Raw genomic sequence first — 26,974 nt, 5'->3', positions numbered from 1 at the left:
TCCGGATCGTGATCACGCCGCTATCCGCTTTCGTGGCGGCGGGAGTTCCCGCATTTCGGATAGCGGAGCAGGGCGGACCTTGGGACGGCGGAGCGGCGCGGAAGCTCTTCACGCACCCGGGCGGGCGGGCGCTCGGTCGCTCGGCCGTTCGGTCGCTAGGCGCCCGGCCGCTGGGTCGCCCGACGGCTTCGGCGCAGTGTCTCGGACGGCGGCTGTCCGAAGGACTTGCGGTACTCCGCGCTGAAGCGGCCGAGGTGGGTGAAGCCCCAGCGGCAGGCCACGTCGGTCACCGTGCCCTGTGCCCGGCCGTCGGCGATGGCGAGGAGGTCGCGGTGGGCGTGGTCGAGGCGCAGCCGGCGCAGGTACGCCCGGGGCGTGGTGTTCAGGTGGGCCCGGAACCCCTGCCTCAGGTTCGGCAGACTGGTGCGCGCGGCGAGGGCGATGTCCGCCACCGAGACGGCCTCGTGCACGTGCTCCTCGCAGAACTCCTTGGCCCGGCGTACGGCGGGCGGCAGAGCGGCCGGGCCGCTGCCCGTCGGGGCGCCGCTCCGGGAGTGGCGTCGGGCGTCCGGCAGGCCGTCGGTCGGGAGCTGTTCGAGGTGCCGCTGCTCGCGGTGCCGCGCTCCCCGCGGAGCGTGGCGGATCGACGGCGAGGCGAGGAACTCGTCGAATCCCCGGACGAGTTCGATCCAGGCGCCGACCAGCGGGTCCTGCTCGTCGAGTACCGGGTCGAAGCGCCCCGGGGCGGTGGACGGCCTTCCCCTGCGTGGCTCCAGGGCCTGCGCGACGGCCCAGTCCGGAACGGTGAGGACGTAGTTCCGTGCTTCGCCGTTCCACGTCATCGAGACCCGGCTGCCCGGGCCGGCGACACCGTGCGCCGACGGCAGGGCCACGCCGTCCGCGGTGCCGACGCCCGTACCCGACACGGGCAGCTGAACGGAGCGGATGCCGGCGCGGGGCCGAATGCCCTTGGCGGGTGGCCTCGTTGCCCGTCGCCCCAGGACCAGCACGGGGAACGTCCGCCGTTGCGGACGCGGTGCCGGAGGTCGCGGTCGGACTCGCCCCGGCGAGCGTGCCGGATGCGGGTGATCCGCCGTCCGCGACGATGCCCGGAGCCCACGAGGACGGAGACCCCCGTTCCGGCCCGCCCGGTGGCCCCGCTCCGCCGCCCGCCGCCCGGCCGCGGTGTGGGCCGCGATCCGGCAGGGGCCCGAGGCCGCCGCGGCCCCGGCGGGACAACCGCAACCGCGGCTCCGCCGACGGGCTTTGGCCCGGCCGCTGCGGACAGCGGGCCGGCGCCGGGCCGCGGCCCTCGGGGTTACCGGCTCCCCGGGGACGGCGTGCCCGACACCGACGAACAGGTCGACCGTGGTCACCGACACCTCCGTCCGGACGGCGTCGATCGCGAATCGGCGCTAGGGGACGGTGATCTGACGGCCAGTCCGGTGATGGTCCTGCGCATGCTGTTTCCTCCCGTTGGCGCGCGCCGCACCGGCGACGCAGCGTGTGCTTCGAGACTAGGCAGCAGGTATGCCCCCGGCGGGTATCCAATCGGGCGCCGATCCCGTGGGCCAATCGGACAGCCGAGGGGCCGCTCGCCAAGGACTCCCCTCCCCCACTGCCCGGGGCGGGCCGGAAGCGCCCGGGCCCGGGGCCGCCCCGCGCCGCCGAGGACCGGGCGGCACCGCACGACTCCAGGGCGCTCGGACCGCTCCGCCGGTCAGTCGACGCCTTCGGTGATGCGGAAGTCGCGCTCGACGCCTTCGGGGAAGGCCGCCAGCGCCTTCTGGTACGCCTCGCTCTCGTACGCCGCGACGGCCTGATCAAGGCTGTCGAACTCGACCAGGACGACGCGTTGCGTGAGTCCGGCCTCGCGGGCGACGACGCGGCCACCACGGGACAGGACGCGCCCGCCCGCGGCCCGGACGGCCGGACCGGCCAGTCCGTCGTAGACGGCCAGCCCCTCGAGGTCGGAAGTGGCGGGGTAGACACTGACCCAGTAGCCCTTGGCCATGGACACACTCCTGCGTTCGGTCGGACACGTCCGACGTCGGATGGACACTCGGCTCGATCGATTCCGGCGACGGCTACCGCGGTCGGTGGAATCGCCGTATCCGCAGGTTAGGACTCGATGTGCGGCCGGGGGAAAGACCGATGCGGGATAGGCTCAGAACGGATCGTTATCAATCGGCCGGGGAGGGCACGTGGCGCCGGACACCGTGAGCCTGCGGTACTTCCTGGTGCTGGCGCAGGAGTTGAACTTCACCCGGGCGGCCGCACGGATCGGCATCGCCCAGCCCGCGCTCAGCGCCCGGATCCGCCGGCTGGAGGCGGACCTCGGCACGGCCCTGCTGGTGCGCAGCACCCGTAGCGTCGAACTGACCACGGCCGGTGCGGCCTTGGCGGAGTCCGCGCCGGCCGCACTGGCGGCGCTGGACCGGGCCTGGGACACCGCCCGCAGCGCCGCGGCCGGTGAACTGGGCACACTGCGCATCGGATACAGCCTCAGCACCGGGGCCGAGACGACACCGGCCCTGGTGGACCGCCTGATGCGCGGCACCAGCGGACTCGAGGTCCACGCGGTCCCGATGGCGACGCCGGAGATCTCCCCCGCGGTCGCCGACGGCCGCATCGACGCCGGGATCACCCGCGGTGAACAACCGGGCCGTGGCGTGCGCCGGTCCCTGCTGCGGCGGGCGCGCATCGGGGTCCAGCTGGCGCAGCACCATCCGCTCGCCGAACACGCCGAGATCGAGATCGCCGAGGCGGCCGCGTATCCGCTGCGCATCCCGGACCGAGCGACCAACCCCGTGATCCACGATCAGCTGTCCGCCCTGTTCCGAGGCGCCCGGCCGCACCCCCGGTTCCACACGCCCGCAGTCGCCTTCGACATGTCCCAGCGCGACCTGCGCGACGGGGTCACCCTCGCCCCGGCCGGGGAGACCGCGGCCACGACATCGCCGGCCGGGCTCACCTGGCGGCCGCTGCGGGGCGCGCCCGGCATGACGATCCACCTGGTCCTCCCCCGCGAGCAGTCGCCACTGCACCGCCGCATCCGTGCCGTCGCCAGGACCCTGGCGCACGAGCTGCACTGGCTCCCCGACTGACGCGCACGAGGTCGAGCGGGACGGACGCCTGCGATGGCGGAGCCGAAGACCCCGCGCCCGGCGGACTTTCACGGTGATGACGACGACGGTCCTGCCGAAGGTCTGGGGTGCCGAATACCGGTTTGTCGTGTCGGCGCCCCATGGCATGATCACCCGTCGTGCCGAATTCCACCGTCGCCCCCGCGCGCCCGCAGACCTGCCCGGACTGCACCCGGCCCCTCGACGCCGACCCCCGCTTCACCACCTGGTGCCCGGCCTGCGAATGGAACGTCGTCACCGAGCAGGAGGCCGCCGAGGAGGCGGCCAAGGGCGCCAGGAGGGCCGCCCGCGAACGGTCCGCCGCCGAGCGGACCGAGCAGGTGTTCCAGGACGTCATGGCCGGCCGCGCCGACACCAGCCGCCGCGACTGGCTGGCCGCGACCGTCGTCGCGACCCTGGTCCACCTCCTCACCGCCACGCTCGCCGGCACGGGGATCTGGCTGCTCGTCACCGGGAACACGCCGCTGCGCTGGGTCGGCGCCGCCGTCCTCGCCGTCGTGCTCCTGCTGCGCCCCCGGCTCGGCCGGGCACCGCGCGGCACCGGGGTGCTCACCCGGGCCGAGGCACCGGCCCTGTACGCGCTGACGGACCGGATCGCCGAGCAGCTCGGGGCCCGGAAGGTCGACGTCATCGCGGTGGGCGACGACTTCAACGCGAGCATGGCCGTGGTCGGCCTGCGCCGCACCTCCGTCCTCACCATCGGCCTGCCGCTCTGGGAGGTGCTCGACGACCAGCAGCGGATCGCCCTGCTCGGGCACGAACTCGCCCACCGGATCAACGGCGACCACCGCGGCCGGCTCTGGCTCGGGTCCGCGATCTGCTCCCTCGCGCACTGGTACCACTTCGCCCTGCCGCGCCAGCGGGCCGGCAGCTCGGGCGTGGGCGGGTTCCACCTGCTGATGCTCGTGGCCGACTACCTCGGCAACGCCTTCCTCCACGTCGTCGCCTGGCTGGTGCTGCGCCTGGTCATGCTGCTCGACCGGCTCACCGCCCGGGCCGGCCAGCAGGCCGAGTACCGCGCCGACGAGCTCGCCGCCCGCGCGGGCTCGACCGGCGCCGCGATCGCGACGCTCCACGCGCTGCTGTTCGCGGAGGCCGCGGCGACGGTCGTCCTGCGGGTGCGCGCGCAGGTGAAGTCCCGCCCGCACCGTGGCCGCCGTGAGGCCCCGCCGACGCCCGACACCGATCTGCTCTGGCAGGAACTCCGTAACCACCTCGCGTCCCTGCCACCGCTGGAACGCGAACGGCTGGTGCGCCGCTCGCGGCGCGAGGGCCGGGCGGTGGACGCCACCCACCCTCCGACGCACCTGCGCATCGCCCTGCTCGACCGCGGCCCCGCCGTCCCGGCCGCGGTCACCGCCGACGCCGCCGAGTCCGCCGCCGTCCACGCCGAGCTCGCGCCCCACCGCGCCCGGATCGCCCGCACCTACCTCGCCGGCTGACCCACCGGCACACCGCCCGCGCCGGCCACGCCGCCCGCACCGCAGCGACGTCGTCGGGGCCTGCGCCGGCATGCGAGCCGGTCGGCGTACGTCACGGGGTGGACGTGTCCCGGAACCGGCGGGCGAGGTAGTTGAGCCAGGTCTGCTGGAAGGCGGCCGCGAGCTGCGACTGCGGGGCGAACAGGTCGAAGGCGTGGTAGGCGCCCGGGTAGAGGTGCAGTTCGACCGGGACGCCGTGGGCACGCAGGCGGGCGGCGTAGTCGAGGTCCTCGTCCCGGAAGCAGTCGAGTTCGCCGACCGCGATGAAGGTCAGCGGCAGCGCGCCGAGGTCCTGCGCGCGGGAGGGGGCCGCGTAGGGGAGACGTCGTCGGTTCCGGTGCGGTCCCCCAGGATCGCCTGCCAGGCCAGGACGTTCGTGGAGCGGTCCCAGATGCCGATGTCGGTGATCTCGTGGCTCGACGCGGTCAGGTTGCGGTCGTCCAGCATCGGGTACGTCAGCGACTGGAACAGCGGTGCCGCGCCGCCGCGGTCCCGGACCAGCAGGGCGGTGGCCGCCGCGATGCCTCCGCCACCGCTCTGGCCCGCGATGCCGATCCGGGCACCGTCCAGTGCCTACTTTCTTGTGTCTTTCCATCGCGGGTGCCGCTCTCCATCGCGGAGGCGGCTTTCCATCGCGGGTGCGGCTTTCCATCGCGGGTGCCGCAGGGGCCGTGCCGGGTGGGTCGGCTCAGGCCCGGAACTCGTCGATGACGACCACGCCGGTCGTCCCGTAGGTCTCCAGGGACTCCAGCACCCCGCTCGCCTCGTGGAGGCCGACGGTGCGGGTCACGATCCGGCCGGGGTCGAGGCGGCCGGCGGCGATCATGTTCAGCATGGTGCCGAACCGCTGGCCCTGCATGCCGAAGGCGCTCAGGAACTCCAGCTCCTTGACCATCATGACGTCGATCGGCAGCGCGACGTCCCCCTTCTCCGCGGCGGTGGTGTGCCCGAGTTGGAGGTGGCGGCCGCGCGTGCGCAGGGACAGGACGGAGTTGCGGCAGGCCTCGGCGATTCCCACCGAGTCGACGGAGACGTGCGCTCCTCCCCCGGTGAGGGTCTTCACCGCCTCCGCCGGGTCGTCCGTGGCGGCGTTGACGGTGTGGACCGCGCCCAGGGCCCGCGCGGCCTCCAGCTTCTCGTCCGTGATGTCGATCGCGATGACGTTGGCACCCGTCGCCGCCGCGATCTCCACCGTGGACAGGCCCATGCCTCCGCCGGCCCCGTACACTGCGACCCATTCCCCGCCGCGGACCTTCGCCTGGTCGACGACGCCGTGGAAGGCGGTCATGTAGCGGCAGGCGAGGGCGGCGACGTCCGTGAAGCCGACGGACTCCGGCACCCGGACCAGGTTGACGTCGGCGAAGCGGACCATGACGTACTCGGCGAAGGCGCCCCAGTAGGACACCCCGGGCACGAGCGAGTCCACGTGCTCGCACACCTGCTGGTGGCCGCTGCGGCACATCTCGCAGGAGCCCTCGCCGGGGTTCATCGGGAAGATGACGCGGTCGCCCTCCCGCCAGTCCCGGACGTCCCGGCCCACTTCCACGACGGTGCCGGCGAACTCGTGGCCGAGGACGAACGGGGGCTTGACGCTCGGCCCGCCGGTCCAGAAGTTACCGGCCCACAGGGCCCAGTCGGTGCGGCAGATCCCGTTGGCGCCGACGCGCAGGATCGCGCCGTCCGGCGGGCAGACGGGGTCGGGCACGTCGCGGACGACCAGCGGCTTGCTGAGTTCTTCGATGACTGCGGCGCGCATGGACGCGGCCTCCTTGTGGCTCGTGATGCGACGGGGGAAGACGCCGAGGGCCCTCAATGTCCACCGGTTGAAGCGGTGGACTCGAAAGCTAGGCGCTTGCTCGACGCAATGTCAACCACATAAAGTGGTGGACATGGATGACGAGGACGGTCGACACGAAGGGCGCCAACGCGCCAAGGCCGACTTCCGCTTCGACGACGCGCGGCTCTGCTTCGCCCTCGCCGGCACCCTGGCCGATCGCGGCACGGACACGCCCTTCGAACGGCTGGCCCGGCCGGAGGACCTGGGCCGCTGGAGCGTGGAGAGCGGCTGTACCACGGTGGCGCCGGCCTGCGACGAAGCCGACCTGGGCCACGCCAGACGGCTGCGGGAGGCGATCCAGCGGACCGGCCAGGCCCTGGCGGACGAAGCCGCACCCACCCCCGAGGACATCGCGCTGATCAACAGCGCGGCCGCCGGGCCCACGTCCGTGCCCGAACTCTCCGCCGACGCGGCCTCCGTGCGCTGGCACGGGGACACGGTCGCGGCGGTGCTCTCCATGGTCGCGCGGGACCTGATCGAACTCTGCGGCTCGGACCACCGCACCCGCGTCCGCATCTGCGGGAACCCCGCGTGCGGCACGCCCTTCGTCGACACCTCCCGCGCGGGCACCCGCCGTTGGTGCTCGATGAAGACCTGCGGCGCCCTCGCCAAGAAGCGCACCTACCGGGCGAGGTCGCAGAGCGGCTCCTGACCCCGCCCCGGGGAACGGTCGACGCCCCGTGCACTCGGCGCCGGCTCGACGGGTGGGGCTGGTGCTGACGAGCCGTCCCCAGGCCCTTTCGCCCCGGACGCCGGTTGGGCCGCAACCACCCCCGCGCAGACCGGGAGGTCTGCCGTTCCGTCTCCAGTGCTGGACACTCCGGTACCCGCCCCACCCACACCGCACCCTAGAAGCCCCCACCGACACACACCCGGCCACCGGGCCACCAGGCCACCGACGGCAGGACGGCCGAGCCGCGGCGGCGGGAGGCGCGGCGGCCGGCGGACCGAACAGCGGGTGTGACACGGCAGGTGCACCACACGTCGTCGTGGTCGCCCCGGTGACAGTGCCGCGTTCTACGATCAACTTCGTGTGCCGAACACCGGTACGACACCTGAACACAGCAGGGGGGACCACGATGAAGCGGACGAAGACGGGCACGCTCACCACGGCGGCCGGGGCACTGGGGGTGGCGCTGGCGTTCGCCGGGACGGCATCGGCGCAGCCCGCCGACCCGGTACCGGCCTCGGACGAGCCCTTCGGTCACGCGGGGACGGGCCGGATCCTGCCGCCGACCCCGGACGAGGACACCATGTTCTCGATCCCCGACTGGGTCGGGAACGGCAGCGCGGTGACGGCCTCGGCGATCGAGACGCTGCCGATCTCCGTCACCGTCGGCTGCCAGGGCGGCGGTTCGGTCCAGGTGCACGTCGGCGGTGCGGCCCCGGCCGACTTCACGGTGCAGTGCCCGGTGGACTCCGTCGGCGTCGGCTCGGTGGAGATCCCCGCCCGTCCCGGCCGGGACTTCCAGTTCACCGTGCACACCTCGGACCCGTCGATCCACTGGGGCATCAACGCCCTCCAGATCCGCCCCTCCCACTGACCCGGCCCCAGAGCGCCGGGCTCAGCGCCGGACGCACCGGGAGCCGGTGACCGCCGCACCCGACGCACCCACCCGGGTACGCGTTCCGCGGTCGGCAGCGACCGCCGCACAGGCCCGCGCCGGACCCCCGGCGCGGGCCCGCAGGCGCTCGGGGCACACGTCCGGCACGTCCGGATGTCCAGCACGGCCGGCACGAGGGGCAGTGCGGCGGTGGCGGCACGGGTGGCCTCCAGCTGTTCTTCGCCCCCCCCCCGGTTCCGGCCGGTCCTTCCGCTCCTGGTGGCAGGACCGGCGACGGACGGCCTGCCTACGCCGCTTTCGGGGGATCAGCGGCGCGCGGCGAGGTCGGTGTAGAGGCTGGTGAGCTCGTCGGCGACCTGGGAGATGTCGTACATGCCCACGACCGGCGGTGGCGCCAGGGGGGGTGCGCAGTCCGCGGCGACCGTGCACAGGCGGGAGGCGAAGCTGCGGCCGTCCGAAGGCGAGTAGTAGGCGTGTCCCGTCTGGTGAGGGGGGAGTTCAGCCAGTGACGGCCCGCTCGTGTAGACGAGGGGGAGGCCGGCCGCCAGGCCCTCCAGGAGGGACAGTCCGAAGGTCTCGACGATGGACGGGGCCGCGAGGACGTCCATGGCGGTCAGGAGCTGCGACACGTCGTCGCGCTCGCCGAGGAACAGGGTGCGGTGCGCCAGCTGCGCGTCGTGGGCCTGGCGGGTCAGGGCGTCGAGCTGCTGTCCCGCGCCCACCAGGAGCAGCCACGGCACCCGGCCGTCCGGCAGCACGTCCGGCATGGCGGCCAGGGCGTCGACGAGGACGTCGAACCGCTTGCCCGGAACCAGCCGGCCGACCCCGCCGATCACGAAGGAGTCGGCCGGGATCCGCAGGCGCGCGCGCACCTCCCGCCGGGACTTCGCGTGTTCGTCGGGTGTGGTCGCGAAGGCGGCCGCATCGATCCCGTTGGCGATCTGCCGGATCCGCCGGGACGGGACCCCCCAGTTGCCCAGGCAGTCCGAGACCGCACTGGAAACGGCCACGGTGCAGGTTCCGAGCCGCTCCGTCGCGGTGTACAGGAGCCTGACTCCGGCGGTCGTGCTGCGCCCTTCGATCGTGTCCTTCAGGAGTGAGTGCTCGGTCGCCACGATCGTCGGAATCCCGGCGAGCCTGGCCGCCAGTCGGCCGTAGACACAGGAGCGGTACAGGTGGGTGTGGACGATGTCGAAGCGTCCTCGGCGGATGAACTTGGTCAGCTTGAAGAGCGCGGCGATGTCCCGGTTTCCGCGCATCGCCAGGTGGGTGACCGGGGTGCCGTCCTGTCGGATCCCCTCCGCCACCGCCCCCGGGTTCTCCAGGGTGACGACCTCGCAGTGGTATTCGGCCGGCATGTTCCGCAGCAGGAGCCGTAGTTGTTGTTCTGCTCCGCCTGCGGCCAGACCGGTGATGATATGAAGGATCCTCATTCTTATTGCTCCATGGCCGCGCTGGTTCGGATGCGGATACTGTTCTTCTGGTTCATCGCGGGGCGATGGCGAGGTGGCGAACCCGCTTGAGCGCGAGCCGCAGGGGCGTGTCGCGCTCGCCGACGAAGCAGCGTGGAATCGAATGGCCCGACGGCCGGATCGTCGCCTTGGTGGCACAGGCGTACCGGTATCCGGCCTGCTGGGTCATCGCGGAGATCCTGGCGTCGACCGAGCCGTACGGATAGCAGAAGCCGAGGACCGGCTTGTCGATGATCCGCTCGAGGGCCATCCGGCTCCCCGCGATCTCGGCCTCCGCCTCGCTGTCGGAGAGCTCCGGCAGGTGCCGGTGCGTGAGGCTGTGCGAGCCCACTTCGATGGTGGTGGAGGCCAGCTCCCTCACCTGCTCGACCGACATGATCTTCCGCTTGTCGGCGCCGCTGGAGAAGTCCCAGTCGTTGTAGCCGCCGAGCCGCTCGGCGATGACGAAGGCGGTGGCCGTGAAGCCATGCCTGTCGAGGACGGGCATGGCGTTGTCCAGGAAGTCCTCGAAGCCGTCGTCGAAGGTCAGCCCGACCAGTTTCTCTGCGGCAGGATCCCTGGACCGCATCAACTCGGCCATGCTGACCCCCCGGAAGCCCTGCCGGGAGAGCCATTCCATCTGCACCGAGAACTGTGCCGGGGAGACGCAGATCATGTGAGGGTCGGATCTTGCTGTATCGATGGAGTGGTACATGAGGATCCAGGGCAGCCTCGGCATGTCGATCATCATTTCGTGTAGGCAGGGAATGGGCGGTGCGCCGCGGGTGGGCGGGCCTGCGCATGCCCTCCGTCGCCGTACTCTGCGACAGCCGCAGACGCCGCAGCGTCCAACGACCGCTCCCTGCCCGGGACACGGCCCGGACCGAGGCCGCCCGGTCGGATCCGTCGTGCTCCTCCGGCAGGTCGGGACGCGGGGCGCCGGCGGCCTGTGCCGGGCGCGGGCTGGGCCGGAACGGCGGGCCGCCGGCGCGGGCGGGCGTCGACGTGGGGGTCGGTGAGGTGGGCCGCCGGCACGTACCGCCCGCACCGCCGCAAATGCCGCGATGCCGCGCCCGTGCACGTTCGGCACGGGCGCGGCATCGCGGCGGGGCATCAGGAGTCCGACCGCCTGGTCGGTCGGTGGACGGCGGGTTCCGGAGCCCGACCGCAGCGTCCTCGAACGGCTTGTCGTCGAGGTCGGTGGGAAACCCCGTCGCCCCCGTGCCTCGCCCGACGGGGGCGGCGGCGGGGGCGGGTACGGCCGATCAGTACCAGCCGGTCCGGTACCAGCCCTTGGTGGAGGTGGAGCTGGCCTGCGACTGGATGTCCTTGTCGTTGACCATCGCGCTCCAGATGGCGCCGCCCGAGTAGGTGGTGGTGGAGTAGTCGGCGGACTGGCCCGGGTGGTTCTGGACCGCCACGTTCTCACCGGGGACCGCGTTCCTGTCCCGCGCCCACGCGGCGCGGCAGGACGGGCTGTAGCGCAGTTCCAGCGGGCCGTCGGTGGAGACGGTGATGGCGTCGTTGGCGCAGGTGGTGTTGGCCGGGTCCAGGCCGGTGCAGCTGCTGGCGTAGCAGCTGGTGGCGGCGGAGGCCGGGGCGGCCGCGAGGACCGCGCCCGACAGTGCCAGGGCCAGGGTGGCGCCGATCGTGGCGGCCTTGCGGGTGACGGAACGCATGGGGGTTCTCCGGACTGGTGCGTGATCAATGGATGTGCCCCCACTCTGGGGCCCCGCCGCACCGTCCCTCCACCGTCCCGGCGTCCCAGGGACGTTCCCGCTCGTCCCGGGAAGCGGACCGGCTCCCGCGGGCGGTCGGGAGGGCGGTCCGGGTTCCGGGGCCAGGGCTCGGCGGCGTTCGGGGCCCTGCCACAGGCGGGCCGAGCGCAGGCCTGTGCCGCCGCCGGACCCGGCGGAAGGGCGGCCTGGTTCTCGGGTCAGCCGGTCTTGACCCAGTCCTGGCAGGCGGTCGTCTTGAAGATCTTGTCGCCGGACTTGATGGTGATGGTGGCGGGGCCCTGCACGTTGTCGTTGGCGATGATGGAGCCGACGCCGTCGCCGCCGTTGTTGCGCTCCCAGTAGCAGATCCCGATGCCGCCGGCCTTGGGGCCCTTGCTCTTGTAGGTGCCGGGCTGGACGTCGACGCCGACCTCGTAGCTGCCGTCGCCACCGATCGTGTCGCCCTTGGGCTTGTCCGGCGTGCTCGGCGCCACGGGGGCCGCAGGGGCCTCGGCGGTCACGGTCATGGTGGCGGTGACGGTGGCGGCGGGAAGCGGGGCGGGAGCCTTGGCCGCCGCAGCGGGAAGGGTGACGGTGGCGGTGGGCGCGGCCGCCGGGGTGCTGTTCTTCTTGTCTCCGCCTCCCGCCGCGCCGACGGCGATGCCGACGATCAGGGCGGCGGGGGCGACGAAGCGGACCCTGCGGTAGACGGGGCGCTTGGAGTCGTTCTGAACGGGGTTGCTCATGAAGGACGTTCTTCCTCTGGTGGTGGTGCGCGGACAGCCGGCGCCACCCTTGCGCATCCGTGAGCGGCGGCGAGGGCATGTGATCGAACCGTGTCCCACCAGCAGGGGAATCGTGGCGTGAATGGTCGGGGGTGTCGGGGTCAGTCGGCGGAGTCCCACTGGTCGTCGTCGACGGAGAAGACCTCGGGGTCGCGGCGGAGCCGGTCGCGCTGGCGGTCGGTCAGCCGAGCCGCGAACCTGTGGATCTCGTCGTACGCGTGCAGCAGCGTGCCGTCCAGTCGGGCGAGCAGTGCGCCCAGGTCGCAGTCGTCGGCCACGGCGACGGAGTACTGGCCCACGACACGGGCCGAGGCGGGGACGCGCTGGTAGCGGGCGACGCCGCCGGCGCAGTCGCGCTCGACGTACTCGACCTGGCGGTCGGCCCGGACTGCGGCGAGCTGATCCGCAGTCAGGTCCGCTCCCACGATCAGGCCGTGTCGTGTGCGGGCGGCGCCGGGGTCGACCCCGTGTCGGGTCAGGATGTCCGGGACAGACGGGAAGGCCGGCTCGGCGTGCGGCCAGTACCTGGGGTGGATCAGGAAACCGCGTTCCGACTGCGGCTGCCCGGCCGAGAACAGCGGCGCCTCGTACGCGCCCGGCACACGGTCCACGGTTCCCCCACACGCATACACGGGATCGGTATCGCGTACGGGAGTCTCCTACGGCGCCCGGCGCGACGGGAAGAGGGCCGGAGCGGCTCCGGCCGCTCCGGCCCTCTTCCCGTGGTCACGCGGAGGGCTCAGCGGAAGTCGTCCGCGTGGTCGGCGGCCCACTGGGCGTAGGTGTGGGCCGGGGCGCCGGTGATCTTCTCGGTGATGGCGGAGGTCACGGCCGCGACGCCGTCGGCGGCGGCCCACTGGCTCACGATCGCCCCGGCCACGACCGGGTGCATGGTTCTGGCGACGTCCGCGCGGGCCTGCTCCTCGGTGACGTGTTCCACCCGGATGCGGCGGCCGATGGCCTCGCCGATGTGCTCGACCTGGCGTTGCAGGGTCAGGGACTCGGCCCCGTGGACGGTGTAGGCCTGGTGTGAGTGGCCCGGCTCGGTCAGGGCGGTCACCGCCAGCGCCGCGATGTCCTTCTCGTGCACCGGTGCCGACTGTGCGCGCGGGTAGGGAAGGCGGACGACGCCGTCGGTGCGGATCGAATCGGCCCACCAGGTACGGGTGTTGGCCGCGAACGTCCCCGGCCGGAGGAAGGTCCAGTCCAGGCCGGAGCGTTGGACGGCCTGCTCGATGCTGCGGTTCAGGCGGGCGACGGGGTGGCCGGCGTCGGGGTCCAGGACGACCGCCACCGACGAGAGCAGGACGACCTGCCGGATTCCCGCGGCTGCGGCCGCCGCGACGACCTCGTCGGTGTCGTAGGGCTGCTGGGGGTCGAGCATCCCGTAGAGGAACACCTTGTCGGCGCCGTCGAACGCTGCGGGCAGCGTCTCGGGACGCCCCAGGTCGGCGACGACCGCTTCGCACCCGGGCCGCACCCCCGCGGCCGGGTTCCTGCTGACTGCTCTGACCTGCTCGCCGGCGGTCAGCAGACCGTCGACCACGTGACGGGCGACGTTGCCGCGGGCGCCGAGGACGACTGTCGGCATGGTGGGACCTCCTGCGTGTCGTGGACGTGAAGTGCCCTATGGGCACGGGTGGTTGCCGGTCGCCGGTCAGGGCTGGACGTTCTCCAGGTCCTCCAGGAGGCCCGGGCGCTTCGGTTCCCAGCCGAGCGCCTGGCGGGTGCGGGCGCTGGACGAGGGCTGGTCGGCCTTGAAGATCGGGCCGAGCGGGCCGTAGGTCTCCTCCGGCACCGACTCGACCGGCAGGCCCAGCCGTCGGCCGATGACGGCCGCGATGTCCCGCATGCCGTCCCCCTCGTCGGCGACGGCGTGCCAGGCGGTGCCGGCATCCGCCCGCTCCAGGGCGAGCCGGAAGAGGACGGCCGCGTCGAGCGCGTGGACGGCGGGCCAGCGCTGGGTGCCGTCGCCGGTGTAGCCGGAGATTCCGCTCCGGCGTGCGATGTCGGTCAGCAGACCGGCGAACCCGCCCGCGCCCTCGTTGTGGACCGTGCGCGGCAGGCGGACGGCCGTGCTCCGGACCCCGCGGGAGGCCAGGCCCAGGATCGCGGTGACGGTGCGGCCGCGGCCGCCGACCGGCCCGTCGGTCGGCACCGGGTCGGCCTCGGTGGAGGCCCGGCCGGGCACCCAGGGCGTACCCGAGGCGGTGACCAGGGGGCGGCCGGTGCCGACGAGCTCCTCGCCGAGGGCGGTGAGGGCGGCGGTCTCCTCGGCGATGTTGCGGGCGAGGGCCTCGGGGCTGCTGAAGTCGTTGCCGAAGGCCAGGTGGATCACCCCGTCGGCCTGGGCGGCGCCGGAGCGCAGGACGTCCAGGTCGGCGAGGCCTCCCCGCAGCGGTTCGGCGCCGGCCGCCCCGGCGGCCTGTGCGGAGGCCTCGGAGCGGGCGAGCGCGAGGACGGTGTGGCCGTGGCCGAGGAGTTCGGCGACGACGGCGGACCCGATCAGACCGGTGCCGCCGGTGACGAAGACGCGCATGAAAACCCTCCACAAGTGATGGGACTCTTGTCCCGTCACTGTAGCAGTGACGGGACAAGAGTCCCATCACAACGGGACAAGGGTCCCGTCGCCTATGCTGAGCCCATGGGTCGATGGGAACCAGGTGCGCGTGAACGCCTCGTCGTGGCCGCGGTCGACCTGTTCACGGAGCAGGGGTACGACGCCACGACGGTCGCGCAGATCGCCGAGCGCGCCGGCGTCACCAAGAGCACCTTCTTCCGGCACTTCCCCGACAAGCGCGAACTGCTGGTCGCCGGGCAGGAGACGCTGAGCCGGCTGCTGGCCGAGGGGATCGCCGACGCGCCCTGCACCGCCAGCCCGCTCGAGGCGGTCGCCGCCGGTCTCCAGCGCGCCTCGACCGCCATGGGCCCCGGCAGCCGCGAACTCGCCCCCCGCCTGAAGGCGGCCGTCGCCGCCAGCACCGAGCTCCAGGAGCGCGACGCCCTCAAGACCGTCAGTCTCGCGGCCGCGATGACGACCGCCCTGCTCGCCCGTGGCGTGCCCGGCCCGACGGCGGCCCTCGCGGGAGAGCTGGGCGTCCTCGCCTTCAAGCGGGGGTACGCCGAGTGGGCCGAGGACGACCGCGGCGCCGAGGACGGGCTCGCCGGGTGCGCCCTGGCGGCCCTGGACGAACTGCGGGCGGCGAGCGCGTCGCTGGGCTGACCGGACGGGCGGGACCCCACGGGTCTTCGTGCCCGCCGCCCTCCCCCACCGCGCCCTTGACACCGACGGAGCGGAGACTGCGGTGGGCTCACCCCGCCGCGCTCAGCGGCACAGGCCGCGCAGGGCGGTGAGGCAGTCCGCGGCCCGGCGCTGCGGGTCGGCCTCGGTACTGGCCCAGGCGATCCGGGCGTCCGGCCGGATCAGGACGGCGGTGACGTCCCGCCAGAGCGGGTGCGATTCCCCGGCGTTGACGGCCACCGTCCGTCGGTCCGGCCCGGGCGCGGGACACGGCGTCCGCGTCCCGGCGAGGTCCAGCAGCAGCGGCCGGCCGTGGTGCATCAGCGGGTGGGGGGTGGGCGCGTCGGCCGCCGCCAGGGCGAGGCCCGCCAGCCGGGTGCCGGTCAGCGGGTGTGCGCCGGGTGCGGTGGCGGGCAGCGGGTCGTCGAAGCCGGCGATCCGGCGGGCCCACCGGCGGTTGGTCCGCGGGTCGGCCAGCGCCTCGGACCAGACCTCGCGCAGCGCGATCTGCTCCGGGCTCGCCGCCGCGAACAGGGCCAGTTGCGCGCGGGTGTTGTCGATGACAGCGCGGGCGGCCGGCCGCCGCTCGGCCTCGTAGCTGTCGAGCAGGGCGTCGGGTGCCCGGCCCTGGAGGACGGCGGCCAGTTTCCAGCCCAGGTTGGCGGCGTCCTGGATGCCGAGGTTCATGCCCTGCCCGCCGGCGGGGAAGAACATGTGCGCCGCGTCCCCGGCGAGCAGGACCCGTCCGGCCCGGTAGTGCGCGGCCTGGCGGGTGGCGTTGCCGTAGCGCGAGAGCCACCGGGGGTTGCGGATGGCCAGGTCCCGCCCCAGCAGGGCGCGGGTCTGCTCGCGCACCTCCTCCAGGGTCAGGGGTTCGCCGGTGCCGCGGTGCATGGTGGCCGTGGACAGTCCCGCCAGCCGGTGGACGCCGTCGCCGATCGGGACGGCCAGGAACGAACCGGCCGGCCCGGTGGCGGCGAGCGGTGCGGTGGGCGGTGCGGTGGGCGGTGCGGTGGGCGGACCGTCGGGTCCGGCGCCGGGTCCGGCGTCGGGTCCGGCGTCGGGTTCGGCGGCGAGTTCGACGTCGGCGAGCCATCCGGTCATGGTGGTGTCCTGGCCGGGGAAGTCGATGCCGGCCGCCTGGCGCACCGCGCTGCGGGTGCCGTCGCAGCCGACCACCCAGCGGGCCCGCACGGTCCGGTGGGCGCCGTCGGCGCGCAGCACCACCTCGACGGCGTCCGGCCCCTGGGTGAGCGAGACGACCTCTCGTCCGCGCAGCACCCGGGCGCCCACGGCGACGGCGTGTTCCTCCAGGAGCCGTTCGGTGACGGACTGGCCGAGCCCCAGCATGAACGGGTGCACTGCGCCGACGGTGGAGAAGTCCAGCCGGGTGGTGGCCGCGCCGAAGTGGCCGGTCGGCACCGGGGTGCCGCGCTCGATGAAGCGCTCCGCGAGGCCGCGGGTGGCGAAGGTGTCCAGCGTGCCGGCCTGCATGCCGACGGCGCGCGAGCGCCCGTCCGGTGCCGTCCGGCGTTCCACGACGGTCACCTCCACGCCGTGCAGGCGCAGCTCCGCGGCGAGCCAGAGCCCTACCGGGCCGGCCCCGGCGACGAGTACGTCGAGCATGACAACGTCTTCCTCTCACTGGTGGGTCGGTGCGGCCCGGCGGCGGCGCGCCCGTGCGCGGGGCAGGGGCGGGGGCGCGCCGTCGTCGGGGCACCGGATGGGCGAGGGGCCGCTCAGCGGGCGCTGCCGAGGTTCCGGTCGTGGTCGGCGCCTTCGAGCATGAGGGTGGTCTCCTCGATGCGGCGGAAGCGGCCGTCGGGGGCGTACTCGGCGAAGAGGTAGACCTCGATGCGGACGGTGGAGCCGTCGGTCTTGGTGATGGTCATGGTGTGGCGGTCGGCGTAGAGGTCGCCGGAGAAGAGTTCGTCGTGGACCTCGACGGAGCCACCGGCGACGACCGTGCGCAGGTGGGCGATGTGGGCGAGGAACTCGGTGCGGTCGGCCCACTCGCCGTCGGTGCGCTGGCGGTAGTCGGGGGCGAAGTGCCGGTCGGCGGCCTCGTCGAGGTCCAGGCCCGGGGTGAGGAGGAGGTCGGTGAGGGCGGTGCGGGCGTCGGCGCGGGTGCTGGCGGTGGTCATGGCGGTCCCCTTGGGATTCTTGTGTCGGCGCTTGAAAGTGCGTGCTTCGAGCACGCATATGCACCGTACTACAGATTGCGTGCGTCGCGCACGCTCATTCGGGAGGGGGTCGCGGCCACCCGCCGCCGCGCGAGACGGTCCGCCGGCCGTCAGCCTCCCGTCGGCGCCAGCCGGCGGCTGAGGCGCAGGACGTCGGCGACCGCGCGCGGGTCGGTGCTGCCGCGGAAGAGCGGGACGGGGTGGGCCTCGGGACCGATGAGCAGTCCGGTGCGGCCCTCGAGGGCGGGGTCGGTCGCGGCGGCGATCGAGGAACCTGCCGCCAGCGAGGCCGGGCCGGCGGTGGAGCGTTCGAACCGTCGGCGGACCAGCGGCCACAGCAGGCGCAGCGGCGGGGAGACGATCGCGGGCGAGGTCATGGTGCCGTCGGTCATGGTCGTCGCGGCGCCGCCCGGGTCGGCCGCGAGGACGGCGACCCCGCTGCCGCGCAGGCGTTCGGCGAGGTCCAGGGCGTAGACGAGGTTGGCGAGCTTGGCCCGGCCGTACCAGTGGAACCCGTAGTAGCCGCCCGGCGGTTCGACGGCGGCGAAGGTGCGCCTGGCGAGGCCGATCGCCGACGAGCTGACGTTCACGATCCGGCTCGGTCCGCCGTCCCGGAGGGAGTCGAGCAGCAGCTCGGTCAGCAGGTACGGCGAGAGGTGGTTGACGGCGAAGGTGGCCTCGATCCCGTCGACGGTCCGCTGCCGCTGCGCGAACATCGCGCCGACGTTGTTGACCAGGAGCTTCAGCGGCCCCTCGGCGGCCAGGCGGGCCGCGAGGGCGCGCACCTCGCCGAGTGAGGCGAGGTCGGCGGCCAGGAAGCGCGGCCTGCCGCCGGTCGCGGCGGCGGCGATGCGCTCGACCGCGCGAGCGCCGCGCTCCGGGTCCCGTCCGACGACGGTGACGGCGAGCCCCCGCGCCGCCAGCCCCACCGCGGTCTCCAGTCCGATGCCCCCGGTCCCCGCCGTCACCACAGCCCGCTGCTCCATGGGTCCACCCTCCGATTCCGTGCGTTCAGCCCCTCGAAACGGATTGGTATCCGTTTTCATGCGGGGACGCTAGCACATGATTCGGATAGCTATCCGTTTCCTGGGGCCGAAGCAGCCCCGAGCTGCCCGGCGGAGGGAGATCGGCGCGGGGGGCAGCCCGGGGATCAGCGCGGGCGGTCAGCGCGGAGGGTCAGCGCGGGTGGTCAGCGCGGAGGACGCAGGCCTTCGACGAGGACGCCGAGATACACCTCGGTCCGCTCGGGGCCGTGCTCACCGGAGCGCAGCGCGTGCTCGACCCCGCAGAGCAGACGGCGCACGTCACCCGGCCCGACGTCCCGGCGGATCGCGCCGGCCAGGCGCGCGCGGTCGAGCAACTGGGCCGTGGCACCGTCCAGTTCACGCTTCAGCTCGACGGTCCGGGCATCCGTGTCGGCGGCCGACTCCAGCACGGCGGCGAACCCGGAGTCCTCCAGGGCCCGCGCCAGCGTGAACCGCAGCAGCCTCTGCAGGCCCGCGAGCGGATCCTCGTCCGCAGCCGCGGCCCGGGCCTCCTCGACCAGCTCCCGGAAGCGTTCGACGAGCAGCGCCTCCCACAGCGCGTGCCGGTTCGGGAAGTGCCGGTACACCGTCCCCACGCCGACCCCGGCCAGCCGCGCGATGGCGTTCAGCTGCAGCGAGTCGTCCCCCGCCGCCACCTGTTCCCGCGCCACCTGCAGCACCCGGGCACGGTTGCGCACGGCATCCGCCCGCAGCCCCGACCCCTGCTCACCCGTCGATCTCACCCGGTCAGCATAGGCGGGCCGGCTCGGCTTCCCCCCGGACACCGACCCCATCGAGCAGTGGACGCTCGACAGCGACGACACGATCTCCGGCACCCCCACCGGCCCCCTGATCCACAAGGAATCGCACTCGAAGGCGCGCCTCAGCCTGAACAGCCCCGGCACCCGCCCCGCGCCACCGGTTCGTCACCGACAGTCACAGCGGTGTGAGCTGGATCCCTTGAGAACGGGTGCCGGGGCACGGGGGCCCGTGACGGTTCTCACGCGCTCCACGCACCTCCTACCCTTCCTAGTGGACCGCCCCTCCACCCCGCAGCCGGCCCCGGCCCGGGCGGCCGCCGTCACCGCCACCATTCCGTGTCTGCGGCCGGGCCTCCGCTGTTTTCGCAGCTCAGACCGATGAAAATCACCGCAAAAGTTCGGATCTGTCCTGGTTTGGCCATCGAGGCGACGGGTAGCACCCCGCGTCCGACGCGCGTGTTCGCCCGGATTCGCTACGACGCCGCGTCGTAGCGGGCACCCCTTGGACCCGGCCTCCGACCCCGCTAACAATGGCTCAGTCGCCAGCTGCGGCGGCGGTTCGATCCGCTGCCGCAACTCCCGCCAGGTGGTCACCACCCGTGACCACCCCGGTGCCGACTCCCGCCCGCCGGCCCTGTTGGGCCAGCCGAGCCGCAGGACGAGGCGCCCCCACGATTGAGGTCGAACTCCCACATGCCCGTGATCTCCACCCGCATGCGCAAGTCCGCCGCCCTGCTCACCGCCGCCGTCGGCATCACCGCGATCGGCGCCGCCGTCGTCCCGACCGCCGCCTCGGCCACCACGCCGCAGGCGCTGGCCGCGAGCATCGTCCCCGCCGACCAGCTCGCCTCCTTCAACCAGATCATCTCCCACGAGAGCGGCTGGAACGTCACCGCGACCAACGCCTCCTCCGGCGCCTACGGCCTCGGCCAGGCCCTGCCCGGCAACAAGATGGCCTCCGCCGGCGCCGACTGGAAGACCAACGCCGCCACCCAGATCAAGTGGGCCTACGACTACATGAACGGCCGCTACGGCAGCCCGAACCAGGCCTGGGCCTACTGGCAGATCCACCACAACTACTGACCGGTCGCAGCGGCCCGCCGGCCACCCCGCCGGCACGACTGCACGACTGCACGCCCCGCCGACGCCACGAACCGACCCGGGGCCGAACAGGACCACGGCCAGGGGCCCGGTGCGCACACCCCGCGCACCGGGCCCCTCGGCATGTCCGCGGCGGCGGCGCGCACGGCCGGGCACGATCCGCCCCGGCCGCTCCCGGCCGCTCCCGGCCGCTCCCGGCCGTTCCCGGCTGTTCCCGGCCCTCAGCGTGCCGACGCTCGCCGCCCGGCCCGCCGTCCAGGACACTGAACGCCATGACTGATGTGCGCGAGATCCTGGATTACCAGACCTTCGGCCGGGCGGTGCGCGAACTCGCGCAGACGATCGCCGACGACGGCTACGTGCCCGATCTCGTCCTGAGCATCGCCCGCGGCGGCGTGTTCGTGGCGGGCGGTCTCGCGTACGCGCTGGACTGCAAGAACATCCACCTGGTGAACGTCGAGTTCTACACGGGCGTGGGCACCACCCTCGACATGCCCGTCATGTTGGCTCCCGTCCCCGCGGCGATCGACTTCACCGAGAAGAAGGTCCTGATCACCGACGACGTCGCCGACACCGGCAAGACGCTGAGGCTGGTGCACGACTTCTGCCTCGACCACGTCGCCGAGGTCCGCTCCGCCGTCATCTACGAGAAGTCGCACTCCCTGGTGAAGTGCGAGTACGTGTGGAAGAGGACCGACGACTGGATCGAGTTCCCGTGGTCGGCGGAGGGCCCGGTCGTCCGGCGCCACGGCCAGGTCCTCGACGCCTGACCGCCGGCTCGCCGGCCCTGCACCCGCCCGCCGCCGAGGCCCGGGCCCGTCGCGCGAGGAAGCCGCCCGTCACCGGGCGCCCGAGGGAGCGGCCGGGCTGCCCGGCGGCGCGGACGGGTGCGGGCCGGGAGCTGCCGCCCGGGTGGTCACCGGGCCGCGGGGCGGTGGCCGGGCCCCGGTGGCCGTTCTGCGGTGGCCGCGGCGACCTCGTGGCGTGAGCGGACGCCGAGCTTGCCGAGGATGTGGGAGACGTGGGTCTCCACGGTGCGGCGCGAGAGCAGCAGCATCGCGGCGATGTCGGGATTGGACAGCCCCTGCGCGAGCAGGTCGGCGACGCGCTGTTCCGTCGCGGTCAGTGCGCCGCGGCCCGAGGCCGGCCGGGAGCGCGGCCCGCGAATCCCGGCGCGCACTCCCCAGGGGCGCAGGCGGGCGGCGGCGCGGCGGGCGTCCCAGACCGCGCCCAGCCCGGCGTAGAGCGCGAGGGCCTCGCCGAAGGCGGCGCGGGCCGCGGCGCGGTCCCCGGAGGCGGCCCGGAGCACGGCGAGGTCCTCCAGGGCGTTGCCGAGGTCGGGGGGCCGGTCGGCGGCGCGGTGGTGGTCGATCGCGGCGCGCAGCCGGTCCGGGTCGTCGTGCAGCAGTGCGCGGCACCATCCGGCGGCGGCCCGGGTGGCGGGCAGCGGTTCGATGTGGGCGTTGCGCCGGCTCTCGAGCGCCGCGGCGCGGGCGGTGCCCCGGTCGTCCACGGCCAGGGCCAGGCGGACCAGGGCGACCAGCCACTCCGGGTGCCTCCGGACGTCGTACTCGTGGGCGCGGGCCAGCAGCACGGCGAGCACGTCGAGGGCTTCGCGGGGCCGGCCGGTGCGTTCGAGGACGAGGCTGCGGGCGACGATCCGGTAGGAGGCCGCCACGGGCCAGGTCGGCGGCGCGGCCTCGTCGTCCGGCGTCGCGGCGGCTTCCGGGTGCCCGGGTGTCTGCGGCCGGTTGTCGCGGCGGGCGCTGATCAGCGTGTGCAGGCTGTGCCGGGCGAGTTGCCAGCGGCCCTGCGGGAGGTCGGTGACCTCGTCCAGGACCGCCTGCGCGTCGTCCCAGCGGCCGTGTTCGTAGTGCCGCTCGGCGATCCTGACCAGGTTCATGGAGAGCAGCGTCGCCCCGGTCCGTTCGGCGACGGTGCGGGCGCGGGCCAGGGCCTCCTCCGCCTCCCGGGGGCGGCCGAGGCTGTCCAGTGCCACGGCCCGGTGGCCCAGCAGCATCAGCCTCAGGTCGACGGGTTCGGGGTCGTCGCCGATCTGCGCCAGTGCGAGGTCGGCCAGGACCAGGGCGCCGGGCTGGTCGCCCTCCCGGCTGCGGATCAGGGCGCCCGCGTTCAGGGCGTAGCCGACGGTGGTGGCGTTGTTGAGCCGCACCCCTTCGGCGAGTGCTTCGGCCATCGCCGCGCGGCCTCCGCCGAGCCGGCCCTGGAAGCCCCGGGCGAGCGCGAGCAGGGCCAGCAGCCCCGCGCGCCAGCGCGGCGCGAGCCGCGGGTCGCCGAGGGCCGCGCGCCAGTTCGCCTCCACGTCCTGGTAGCGGCCGGCGCGCAGCGCGATGCTGGTGAGCAACCAGCGGGCCCGGCCGGCGAGTTCGCGGTCGGAGGTCTCCAGCAGGATGGTCCGGGCCAGTTCCTCCGCGCGCTCGACGGGGCCGGTGCGGAAGTAGAGCGTCGCCAGCCGGTCGGCCAGCACGTGGCGCCTCGGGCCGTGCGCGTCCGTCTGCCGCAGGGCGTGTTCGAGCAGCTCGGCGGCGATCCCCGGGGCCCGGTCGGCCAGTCGCGCCGCGTTGTCGGCGAGCCACTCGCACTCCCGCTTCCACTCCCAGCCGTCGGCGTCCCGCACGGCCGGCAGGATCAGCTCGGCGACGCGCTCCACCGGCGCCCCGGCGGCGATCAGCTGCTGTGCCGCGTGCTGCAGGAGACCGGTGCGCAGCGCGGGCGGCATGGCCTCGTGGAGGACTTCCCGCAGCAGGGCGTGGCGGAAGCGCAGCCGGGTGCCGGCGGGCTCCAGTACGCCTGCGCTCAGTGCCTCGTCCACCGCCGCCAGGAGGCCGGCGCCTGCGGCCGCTGCCGCCGGGTCGAGGGCACCGCCCCTCGCCGCTGCCGTCAGGTCGGCCGTCGAGAACGCGGGCCCGAGCAGGGACGCGAGGCGCAGCATCTGCCGGGCGTCGGCGGAGAGGCAGGCCAGCCGGTCGGCGATCACGTCCGTGAGCGCCCGGAGCTCCCCCGTGTGGTGGCCGCCGGCGGGCAGCTCGACGGTTCCGGCGGCGCGGTGCAGGGATCCGGCACGTTCCAGGGCGTTCAGCAACTCCCTGACGTACAGGGGGTTTCCGGCCGCTGACGTGAGACGCGCGGCGAGCCGGGGCCCTGCGGTCCCGCCGGTCAGTGCGCCGGCCAGCTCGGTCACGCTCGCCTCGCTCAGGCGGTCGAGGGAGAGCACCTGCCCGCCGTGGGGCGGGAGTTCCCGGCGCAGCCGCACCAGGGCCGGTCGGCTCGGGGCCGGCCGGCAGGTCCCGATGGCCAGCAGCGGCCGGTGGGCCGCGGTGCGGCAGAGGCGGCGCCACAGCAGCAGGGTGGCCTCGTCGGCCCGGTGGAGGTCCTCCAGAGCCAGGACGAGCGGCCTGGAGGTGCACAACCGGTCGACGTGGGTGAGGAGTTGTTCGGTGGCGGTCGTCACGGGATCGGCGGCGAGGCCGCGCCTGCCCCGGCCCGACCGGGCCTGCGGGCATCGACGGGCGGGTGCGGCCTGCGCGTGTCGGGGGTCGGCCGACGGCGGGTGCACGCCGAGGAGTCGGGTCATGGCCGAGAGCGGAAGCCGTTGCCCCGGTTCGTCGCAGTGCCCGAGGAGCACCCCGCAGCCGGCGGCCTGGGCCGCGGCGAGCGGGGCGGCGAGCAGGGCGGACTTGCCGATGCCCGGTTCGCCTTCGACCAGCAGGCTGCTCCCGCGGCCGGCCGCGACATCGGTGACCAGGGCCTCCAGCAGGGCCTGTTCGACGTCCCGTCCGGTCACGCCAACCATCTGCCGAATCAGCATGTACATGACTTTAGCCAGGTCGGGTGCCGCGCCAAACGTCTCGCGCGTCACGCCCGGCTCGCCGAGGCGCCGGGGCCCGGCCCCGTACGGTGCTGCGGGATCTCCGTGAGGCTCACGGATGTCTGCGGGGATGCTGCGCCGGAGGATCGTCCGACAGCCGCGGCGCGGCCACCGCCGCACGAGCGGCGCTCCCCTGTCGCCCCGCCCGGACACCCGTCACCACGTGAGGAAGGCCAGCCATGTCCTTTCGACGCTCAGCCCGACGCTCAGCCCTGAGGATCGCCGCGGCAGCGGCGGCCGTCTCGGCGATCGCCCTGCCCGCTTCCACCACGGCCTCGGCTTCCACCCCTGCCTCCGCCCCTGCCTCCTTTTCCGCCGAGTCGGCCACCGGAGCGGCGGGCGCGCCGGCGGCGGCAGCGGTGCAGGCCGGATTCATCGTGAGCAAGGCCCAGTTCGGCCGGATGTTCCCGAGCAAGAACCAGTTCTACACCTACGAGGCACTGGTCGGCGCGTTGAGCGCCTACCCCGCCTTCGCGCACACCGGGGACGACGCGCTCAAGCGCCGGGAGGCGGCGGCCTTCCTGGCGAACGTCAGCCACGAGACCGGCGGCCTGCGCTACGTCGTGGAGCAGAACACCGCCAACTACCCGACGTACTGCGACACTTCCCGACCCTACGGCTGTCCCGCGGGGCGGGCCGCCTACTACGGACGGGGGCCGCTCCAGCTCAGCTGGAACTTCAACTACAAGGCGGCCGGGGACGCCCTGCACATCGACCTGCTCCACAACCCGGGCCTGGTCCAGACCGACCCCCAGGTCGCCTGGAAGACCGCGCTCTGGTACTGGAACACCCAGTCCGGTCCCGGCTCCATGACGCCCCATCAGGCGATGGTCAACGGCGCCGGGTTCGGCCAGACGATCCGCAGCATCAACGGCGCCCTGGAGTGCAACGGCCGGAACCCCGCCCAGATGCAGGACCGGGTCAACCTCTACCAGCGGTTCTCCCAGATCCTCGGCACCTCCCCCGGCGCCAACCTGACCTGCTGAGAAGAGCGGAGACCCCATGCACAGGTTCCTGACCAGGCTCCTCGTCGCGGTGGCCGCCACCCTGACCGCCGCGCTGACCGCCGTGGTCCCGGGCGCGGGCACGGCGGCCGCGGGTACGACGGTGACGGCTGCTGTCAACCACACGGTGACGTTCGTCAACCACTCCTCGCAGACGCTGTGGATCGGCAGCGGCGTCAACGCCGACGGGTCCAAGCAGTTCGCCCGGCTGCCGGTCCTGGCCCCCGGGCAGTCGGCGACGGTGACGATCCCCGAGACGACCGCCCCCTTCCACTGGCGCGGCAAGTTCTTCGCCCGGCAGGGGTGCGGCGGCGCCCCCGGCAGCACCTTCCACTGCCGGGTGGGCGACTGCGGGGCGTTCGCCGACCACTGCACGACGGGCGAACAGCCCGCCAGCTTGACCGAGTTCAACTTCGACAGCAAGGACGGCGCCGCGCCCTGGTACGACGTGAGCTACGTGAACGCCTTCTCGCTGCCGGTCACGATCACCCCGGTGAACGCCACCGTCCCGCCCGGCGGCGGCTGCGACACGCGGGGCTGCACGGCGAACCTGCTTCCCGCCTGCCCGCCCGCCGACCTGACGCGCGGGCCGGACGGCAAACCGCTGCTGTGCACCAACCCCAGCCGGGACACCCCCAGCGACTACAGCCGCGCGCTCAGCGCGAGGTGCCCCAAGGCCTACACCTGGTCCAAGCAGGACCAGGTGCCGGGCAACAAGGTGATGCAGCAGTGCAGCCACTGCAAGGGCTTCACCGTCACCTTCGGGCCCACCGCGTGAGCCGCCCGTCCCGCGGCCCCGCCACGGCCGCGCGATCATGTGAGGAGAGGAGCACGGTGTCCCGCCGCCTACGCCTGTTCACCGTCGTGCCCGTGCTGTTCGCGGTCCTGACCGGGCTCACGGCCGCCGGCCCGGCCGACGCGTCCGCCGCCGTGAAGAAGAAGGGCGTCAGCGCCTGGAACTTCCCCGACGTCACCGGCGCACTGGCCGACGTCAGGGCCGGCTGGTTCTACACCTGGGCCTCGGACCGCCAGCAGATCAGGCCGCCGGCCGGCGTCGAGTTCGTCCCCATGATCTGGGGCGCGGCCTCGGTGACCGACGCCCAGCTCAACACGGCCAGGAAGGAGGGCACCACCCTGCTCGGGTTCAACGAACCCGACCTGCCGGCGCAGGCGAACATGAGCCCGGCCAGGGCCCTCGACCTGTGGCCGCGGCTCCAGTCGACCGGGATGCGCCTGGGGGCACCCGCGGTCGCGGGCGGCGGCGACGTCGCGGGCGGCTGGCTCGACCAGTTCATGAAGGGCGCCGCCGCACGCCACGAGAAGGTCGACTTCATCCCCCTGCACTGGTATGGCTCGGACTTCCGCGCCGACGCCGCGACCGGCCAGCTGCGCGGCTACCTCCAGGCCGTCTACAACCGCTACAAGAAGCCGATCTGGCTCACCGAGTACGCCCTGATCGACTTCTCCCACGGCACCCCGAGGTACCCGACGCAGGACCAGCAGGCCGCGTTCGTCACGAAGTCGACCGCCATGCTCCAGGGCCTGCCCTTCGTCGAACGCTACGCCTGGTTCACCCTCTCAGCGGACCGCGGCGGCAGCGGCCTCTACAACCGGGCGACGCCCAACAAGGCGGGCGCGGCCTACCGCGCGGCCGGCTGACCCCGGGCCCCGCCCGGGCGGGGGGGGGGGGGCCGCCCCCCCCCCCCCCCGGGCGGGGGGCCGAGGGGGGCGGGCCGGCGGGGCGCCCCCCCGGGGCCGCCCCCCCCGGATGGGCGGGGGGGCGGGGC

27 protein-coding genes are annotated in these 26,974 nt (G+C 73.9%); 10 read left to right on the top strand and 17 right to left on the bottom strand.

Annotation, left to right across the window (positions count from 1 at the left end; all coding sequences use genetic code 11):
• Positions 1 to 155 precede the first annotated feature (155 nt).
• On the bottom strand, positions 156 to 926 hold the full coding sequence (locus ACIRS1_RS27935; protein WP_402844704.1) for a helix-turn-helix transcriptional regulator: 771 nt from the start codon (positions 924 to 926) through the stop codon (positions 156 to 158).
• 794 nt (positions 927 to 1,720) lie between these two features.
• Entirely contained in the window at positions 1,721 to 2,014 is a 294-nt protein-coding gene (locus ACIRS1_RS27930) for a DUF1330 domain-containing protein (protein ID WP_402844703.1), read from the bottom strand.
• Between the two features lie 190 nt (positions 2,015 to 2,204).
• On the opposite strand from ACIRS1_RS27930, the gene ACIRS1_RS27925 reads away from it, so the two are divergent.
• Together ACIRS1_RS27925 and ACIRS1_RS27920 are read left to right on the top strand one after the other, a co-directional pair.
• Positions 2,205 to 3,107 (top strand): LysR family transcriptional regulator, encoded by a 903-nt coding sequence (locus tag ACIRS1_RS27925; RefSeq protein ID WP_402844701.1) that lies wholly within the window; start codon positions 2,205 to 2,207, stop codon positions 3,105 to 3,107.
• Between the two features lie 158 nt (positions 3,108 to 3,265).
• Positions 3,266 to 4,588, top strand: a complete 1,323-nt coding sequence (locus tag ACIRS1_RS27920; protein WP_402844700.1) for a M48 family metalloprotease — start codon at positions 3,266 to 3,268, stop codon at positions 4,586 to 4,588.
• Positions 4,589 to 4,679: 91 nt separating this feature from the next.
• On the opposite strand, the gene ACIRS1_RS27915 is transcribed toward ACIRS1_RS27920, so the two are convergent.
• The 3 genes from ACIRS1_RS27915 to ACIRS1_RS27905 form a co-directional block, all read right to left on the bottom strand.
• Complete coding sequence (locus tag ACIRS1_RS27915) at positions 4,680 to 4,901, bottom strand: alpha/beta hydrolase (protein ID WP_402844727.1); 222 nt, start codon at positions 4,899 to 4,901, stop codon at positions 4,680 to 4,682.
• Positions 4,898 to 5,197 carry an alpha/beta hydrolase fold domain-containing protein gene (locus tag ACIRS1_RS27910; RefSeq protein ID WP_402844725.1) on the bottom strand — a complete coding sequence of 100 codons (300 nt, stop codon included), beginning with the start codon at positions 5,195 to 5,197 and terminating at the stop codon, positions 4,898 to 4,900. Before ACIRS1_RS27910 ends, ACIRS1_RS27915 begins: the two co-directional genes overlap by 4 nt.
• Before the next feature lie 118 nt (positions 5,198 to 5,315).
• Positions 5,316 to 6,383: an alcohol dehydrogenase catalytic domain-containing protein gene (locus tag ACIRS1_RS27905; RefSeq protein WP_402844698.1), complete on the bottom strand. Its 1,068-nt coding sequence runs from the start codon at positions 6,381 to 6,383 to the stop codon at positions 5,316 to 5,318.
• A gap of 133 nt (positions 6,384 to 6,516) precedes the next feature.
• On the opposite strand from ACIRS1_RS27905, the gene ACIRS1_RS27900 reads away from it, so the two are divergent.
• Positions 6,517 to 7,116, top strand: a complete 600-nt coding sequence (locus ACIRS1_RS27900; protein ID WP_402844696.1) for a CGNR zinc finger domain-containing protein — start codon at positions 6,517 to 6,519, stop codon at positions 7,114 to 7,116.
• Positions 7,117 to 7,543: 427 nt separating this feature from the next.
• Entirely contained in the window at positions 7,544 to 8,008 is a 465-nt protein-coding gene (locus ACIRS1_RS27895) for a hypothetical protein (protein ID WP_402844694.1), read from the top strand.
• A 326-nt stretch (positions 8,009 to 8,334) separates the two neighbouring features.
• Here the strand turns inward: ACIRS1_RS27895 and ACIRS1_RS27890 are convergent, their stop codons facing one another.
• The 7 genes from ACIRS1_RS27890 to ACIRS1_RS27860 form a co-directional block, all read right to left on the bottom strand.
• A complete protein-coding gene (locus ACIRS1_RS27890; RefSeq protein WP_402844692.1) occupies positions 8,335 to 9,462 on the bottom strand; it encodes a glycosyltransferase in 1,128 nt (375 codons plus the stop codon).
• Positions 9,463 to 9,514: 52 nt separating this feature from the next.
• Complete coding sequence (locus ACIRS1_RS27885) at positions 9,515 to 10,219, bottom strand: polysaccharide deacetylase family protein (RefSeq protein WP_402844690.1); 705 nt, start codon at positions 10,217 to 10,219, stop codon at positions 9,515 to 9,517.
• Positions 10,220 to 10,745: 526 nt separating this feature from the next.
• A complete protein-coding gene (locus ACIRS1_RS27880; protein WP_402844689.1) occupies positions 10,746 to 11,159 on the bottom strand; it encodes a DUF2690 domain-containing protein in 414 nt (137 codons plus the stop codon).
• Between the two features lie 257 nt (positions 11,160 to 11,416).
• Complete coding sequence (locus tag ACIRS1_RS27875) at positions 11,417 to 11,944, bottom strand: hypothetical protein (RefSeq protein ID WP_402844687.1); 528 nt, start codon at positions 11,942 to 11,944, stop codon at positions 11,417 to 11,419.
• 140 nt (positions 11,945 to 12,084) lie between these two features.
• Complete coding sequence (locus tag ACIRS1_RS27870) at positions 12,085 to 12,594, bottom strand: protease inhibitor I9 family protein (RefSeq protein ID WP_402844685.1); 510 nt, start codon at positions 12,592 to 12,594, stop codon at positions 12,085 to 12,087.
• Positions 12,595 to 12,722: 128 nt separating this feature from the next.
• Positions 12,723 to 13,574: an NAD(P)H-binding protein gene (locus tag ACIRS1_RS27865; RefSeq protein WP_402844683.1), complete on the bottom strand. Its 852-nt coding sequence runs from the start codon at positions 13,572 to 13,574 to the stop codon at positions 12,723 to 12,725.
• A 66-nt stretch (positions 13,575 to 13,640) separates the two neighbouring features.
• On the bottom strand, positions 13,641 to 14,522 hold the full coding sequence (locus ACIRS1_RS27860; RefSeq protein ID WP_402844682.1) for an SDR family oxidoreductase: 882 nt from the start codon (positions 14,520 to 14,522) through the stop codon (positions 13,641 to 13,643).
• A gap of 105 nt (positions 14,523 to 14,627) precedes the next feature.
• On the opposite strand from ACIRS1_RS27860, the gene ACIRS1_RS27855 reads away from it, so the two are divergent.
• Positions 14,628 to 15,206, top strand: coding sequence for a helix-turn-helix domain-containing protein (locus ACIRS1_RS27855; protein WP_360215335.1), 579 nt, complete (start codon positions 14,628 to 14,630; stop codon positions 15,204 to 15,206).
• Positions 15,207 to 15,308: 102 nt separating this feature from the next.
• Here ACIRS1_RS27855 and ACIRS1_RS27850 read toward each other — a convergent pair whose 3' ends face one another.
• From ACIRS1_RS27850 to ACIRS1_RS27835, 4 genes are all read right to left on the bottom strand, one after another.
• Positions 15,309 to 16,850 (bottom strand): FAD-dependent monooxygenase, encoded by a 1,542-nt coding sequence (locus ACIRS1_RS27850; RefSeq protein ID WP_402844681.1) that lies wholly within the window; start codon positions 16,848 to 16,850, stop codon positions 15,309 to 15,311.
• A 113-nt stretch (positions 16,851 to 16,963) separates the two neighbouring features.
• Entirely contained in the window at positions 16,964 to 17,368 is a 405-nt protein-coding gene (locus ACIRS1_RS27845; protein WP_360215329.1) for a nuclear transport factor 2 family protein, read from the bottom strand.
• Positions 17,369 to 17,517: 149 nt separating this feature from the next.
• Positions 17,518 to 18,393: an SDR family NAD(P)-dependent oxidoreductase gene (locus tag ACIRS1_RS27840; RefSeq protein ID WP_402844679.1), complete on the bottom strand. Its 876-nt coding sequence runs from the start codon at positions 18,391 to 18,393 to the stop codon at positions 17,518 to 17,520.
• Between the two features lie 203 nt (positions 18,394 to 18,596).
• Positions 18,597 to 19,175 carry a TetR/AcrR family transcriptional regulator gene (locus ACIRS1_RS27835; RefSeq protein ID WP_402844677.1) on the bottom strand — a complete coding sequence of 193 codons (579 nt, stop codon included), beginning with the start codon at positions 19,173 to 19,175 and terminating at the stop codon, positions 18,597 to 18,599.
• A gap of 711 nt (positions 19,176 to 19,886) precedes the next feature.
• Between ACIRS1_RS27835 and ACIRS1_RS27830 the strand changes: the two genes are divergently transcribed.
• Together ACIRS1_RS27830 and ACIRS1_RS27825 are read left to right on the top strand one after the other, a co-directional pair.
• A complete protein-coding gene (locus ACIRS1_RS27830; RefSeq protein WP_360215320.1) occupies positions 19,887 to 20,276 on the top strand; it encodes a transglycosylase SLT domain-containing protein in 390 nt (129 codons plus the stop codon).
• Between the two features lie 290 nt (positions 20,277 to 20,566).
• Positions 20,567 to 21,064, top strand: coding sequence for a phosphoribosyltransferase (locus ACIRS1_RS27825; protein WP_402844675.1), 498 nt, complete (start codon positions 20,567 to 20,569; stop codon positions 21,062 to 21,064).
• Positions 21,065 to 21,210: 146 nt separating this feature from the next.
• Here ACIRS1_RS27825 and ACIRS1_RS27820 read toward each other — a convergent pair whose 3' ends face one another.
• Positions 21,211 to 24,123 carry a helix-turn-helix transcriptional regulator gene (locus ACIRS1_RS27820; RefSeq protein WP_402844674.1) on the bottom strand — a complete coding sequence of 971 codons (2,913 nt, stop codon included), beginning with the start codon at positions 24,121 to 24,123 and terminating at the stop codon, positions 21,211 to 21,213.
• A 239-nt stretch (positions 24,124 to 24,362) separates the two neighbouring features.
• Between ACIRS1_RS27820 and ACIRS1_RS27815 the strand changes: the two genes are divergently transcribed.
• The 3 genes from ACIRS1_RS27815 to ACIRS1_RS27805 are packed head-to-tail and all read left to right on the top strand — an operon-like array spanning position 24,363 to position 26,846.
• Positions 24,363 to 25,169 (top strand): chitinase, encoded by an 807-nt coding sequence (locus ACIRS1_RS27815; protein ID WP_402844673.1) that lies wholly within the window; start codon positions 24,363 to 24,365, stop codon positions 25,167 to 25,169.
• 16 nt (positions 25,170 to 25,185) lie between these two features.
• A complete protein-coding gene (locus tag ACIRS1_RS27810; protein WP_402844672.1) occupies positions 25,186 to 25,965 on the top strand; it encodes a thaumatin family protein in 780 nt (259 codons plus the stop codon).
• Between the two features lie 56 nt (positions 25,966 to 26,021).
• Positions 26,022 to 26,846, top strand: coding sequence for a glycoside hydrolase family protein (locus ACIRS1_RS27805; RefSeq protein WP_402844670.1), 825 nt, complete (start codon positions 26,022 to 26,024; stop codon positions 26,844 to 26,846).
• Positions 26,847 to 26,974 lie beyond the last annotated feature (128 nt).

This window comes from Kitasatospora sp. NPDC101176 (assembly GCF_044768035.1).
Classification (GTDB): domain Bacteria; phylum Actinomycetota; class Actinomycetes; order Streptomycetales; family Streptomycetaceae; genus Kitasatospora.
This window is presented reverse-complemented; position numbering and strand designations above follow the sequence as displayed.

Coding starts and splice junctions, on each gene's coding strand:
- ACIRS1_RS27930 (WP_402844703.1), bottom strand. CDS start 2,014: ATGGCCAAGGGCTACTGGGTCAGTGTCTACCCCGCCACTTCCGACCTC.
- ACIRS1_RS27905 (WP_402844698.1), bottom strand. CDS start 6,383: ATGCGCGCCGCAGTCATCGAAGAACTCAGCAAGCCGCTGGTCGTCCGC.
- ACIRS1_RS27900 (WP_402844696.1), top strand. CDS start 6,517: ATGGATGACGAGGACGGTCGACACGAAGGGCGCCAACGCGCCAAGGCC.
- ACIRS1_RS27895 (WP_402844694.1), top strand. CDS start 7,544: ATGAAGCGGACGAAGACGGGCACGCTCACCACGGCGGCCGGGGCACTG.
- ACIRS1_RS27890 (WP_402844692.1), bottom strand. CDS start 9,462: ATGAGGATCCTTCATATCATCACCGGTCTGGCCGCAGGCGGAGCAGAA.
- ACIRS1_RS27885 (WP_402844690.1), bottom strand. CDS start 10,219: ATGCCGAGGCTGCCCTGGATCCTCATGTACCACTCCATCGATACAGCA.
- ACIRS1_RS27880 (WP_402844689.1), bottom strand. CDS start 11,159: ATGCGTTCCGTCACCCGCAAGGCCGCCACGATCGGCGCCACCCTGGCC.
- ACIRS1_RS27875 (WP_402844687.1), bottom strand. CDS start 11,944: ATGAGCAACCCCGTTCAGAACGACTCCAAGCGCCCCGTCTACCGCAGG.
- ACIRS1_RS27865 (WP_402844683.1), bottom strand. CDS start 13,574: ATGCCGACAGTCGTCCTCGGCGCCCGCGGCAACGTCGCCCGTCACGTG.
- ACIRS1_RS27860 (WP_402844682.1), bottom strand. CDS start 14,522: ATGCGCGTCTTCGTCACCGGCGGCACCGGTCTGATCGGGTCCGCCGTC.
- ACIRS1_RS27855 (WP_360215335.1), top strand. CDS start 14,628: ATGGGTCGATGGGAACCAGGTGCGCGTGAACGCCTCGTCGTGGCCGCG.
- ACIRS1_RS27850 (WP_402844681.1), bottom strand. CDS start 16,850: ATGCTCGACGTACTCGTCGCCGGGGCCGGCCCGGTAGGGCTCTGGCTC.
- ACIRS1_RS27845 (WP_360215329.1), bottom strand. CDS start 17,368: ATGACCACCGCCAGCACCCGCGCCGACGCCCGCACCGCCCTCACCGAC.
- ACIRS1_RS27840 (WP_402844679.1), bottom strand. CDS start 18,393: ATGGAGCAGCGGGCTGTGGTGACGGCGGGGACCGGGGGCATCGGACTG.
- ACIRS1_RS27830 (WP_360215320.1), top strand. CDS start 19,887: ATGCCCGTGATCTCCACCCGCATGCGCAAGTCCGCCGCCCTGCTCACC.
- ACIRS1_RS27825 (WP_402844675.1), top strand. CDS start 20,567: ATGACTGATGTGCGCGAGATCCTGGATTACCAGACCTTCGGCCGGGCG.
- ACIRS1_RS27820 (WP_402844674.1), bottom strand. CDS start 24,123: ATGCTGATTCGGCAGATGGTTGGCGTGACCGGACGGGACGTCGAACAG.
- ACIRS1_RS27815 (WP_402844673.1), top strand. CDS start 24,363: ATGTCCTTTCGACGCTCAGCCCGACGCTCAGCCCTGAGGATCGCCGCG.
- ACIRS1_RS27810 (WP_402844672.1), top strand. CDS start 25,186: ATGCACAGGTTCCTGACCAGGCTCCTCGTCGCGGTGGCCGCCACCCTG.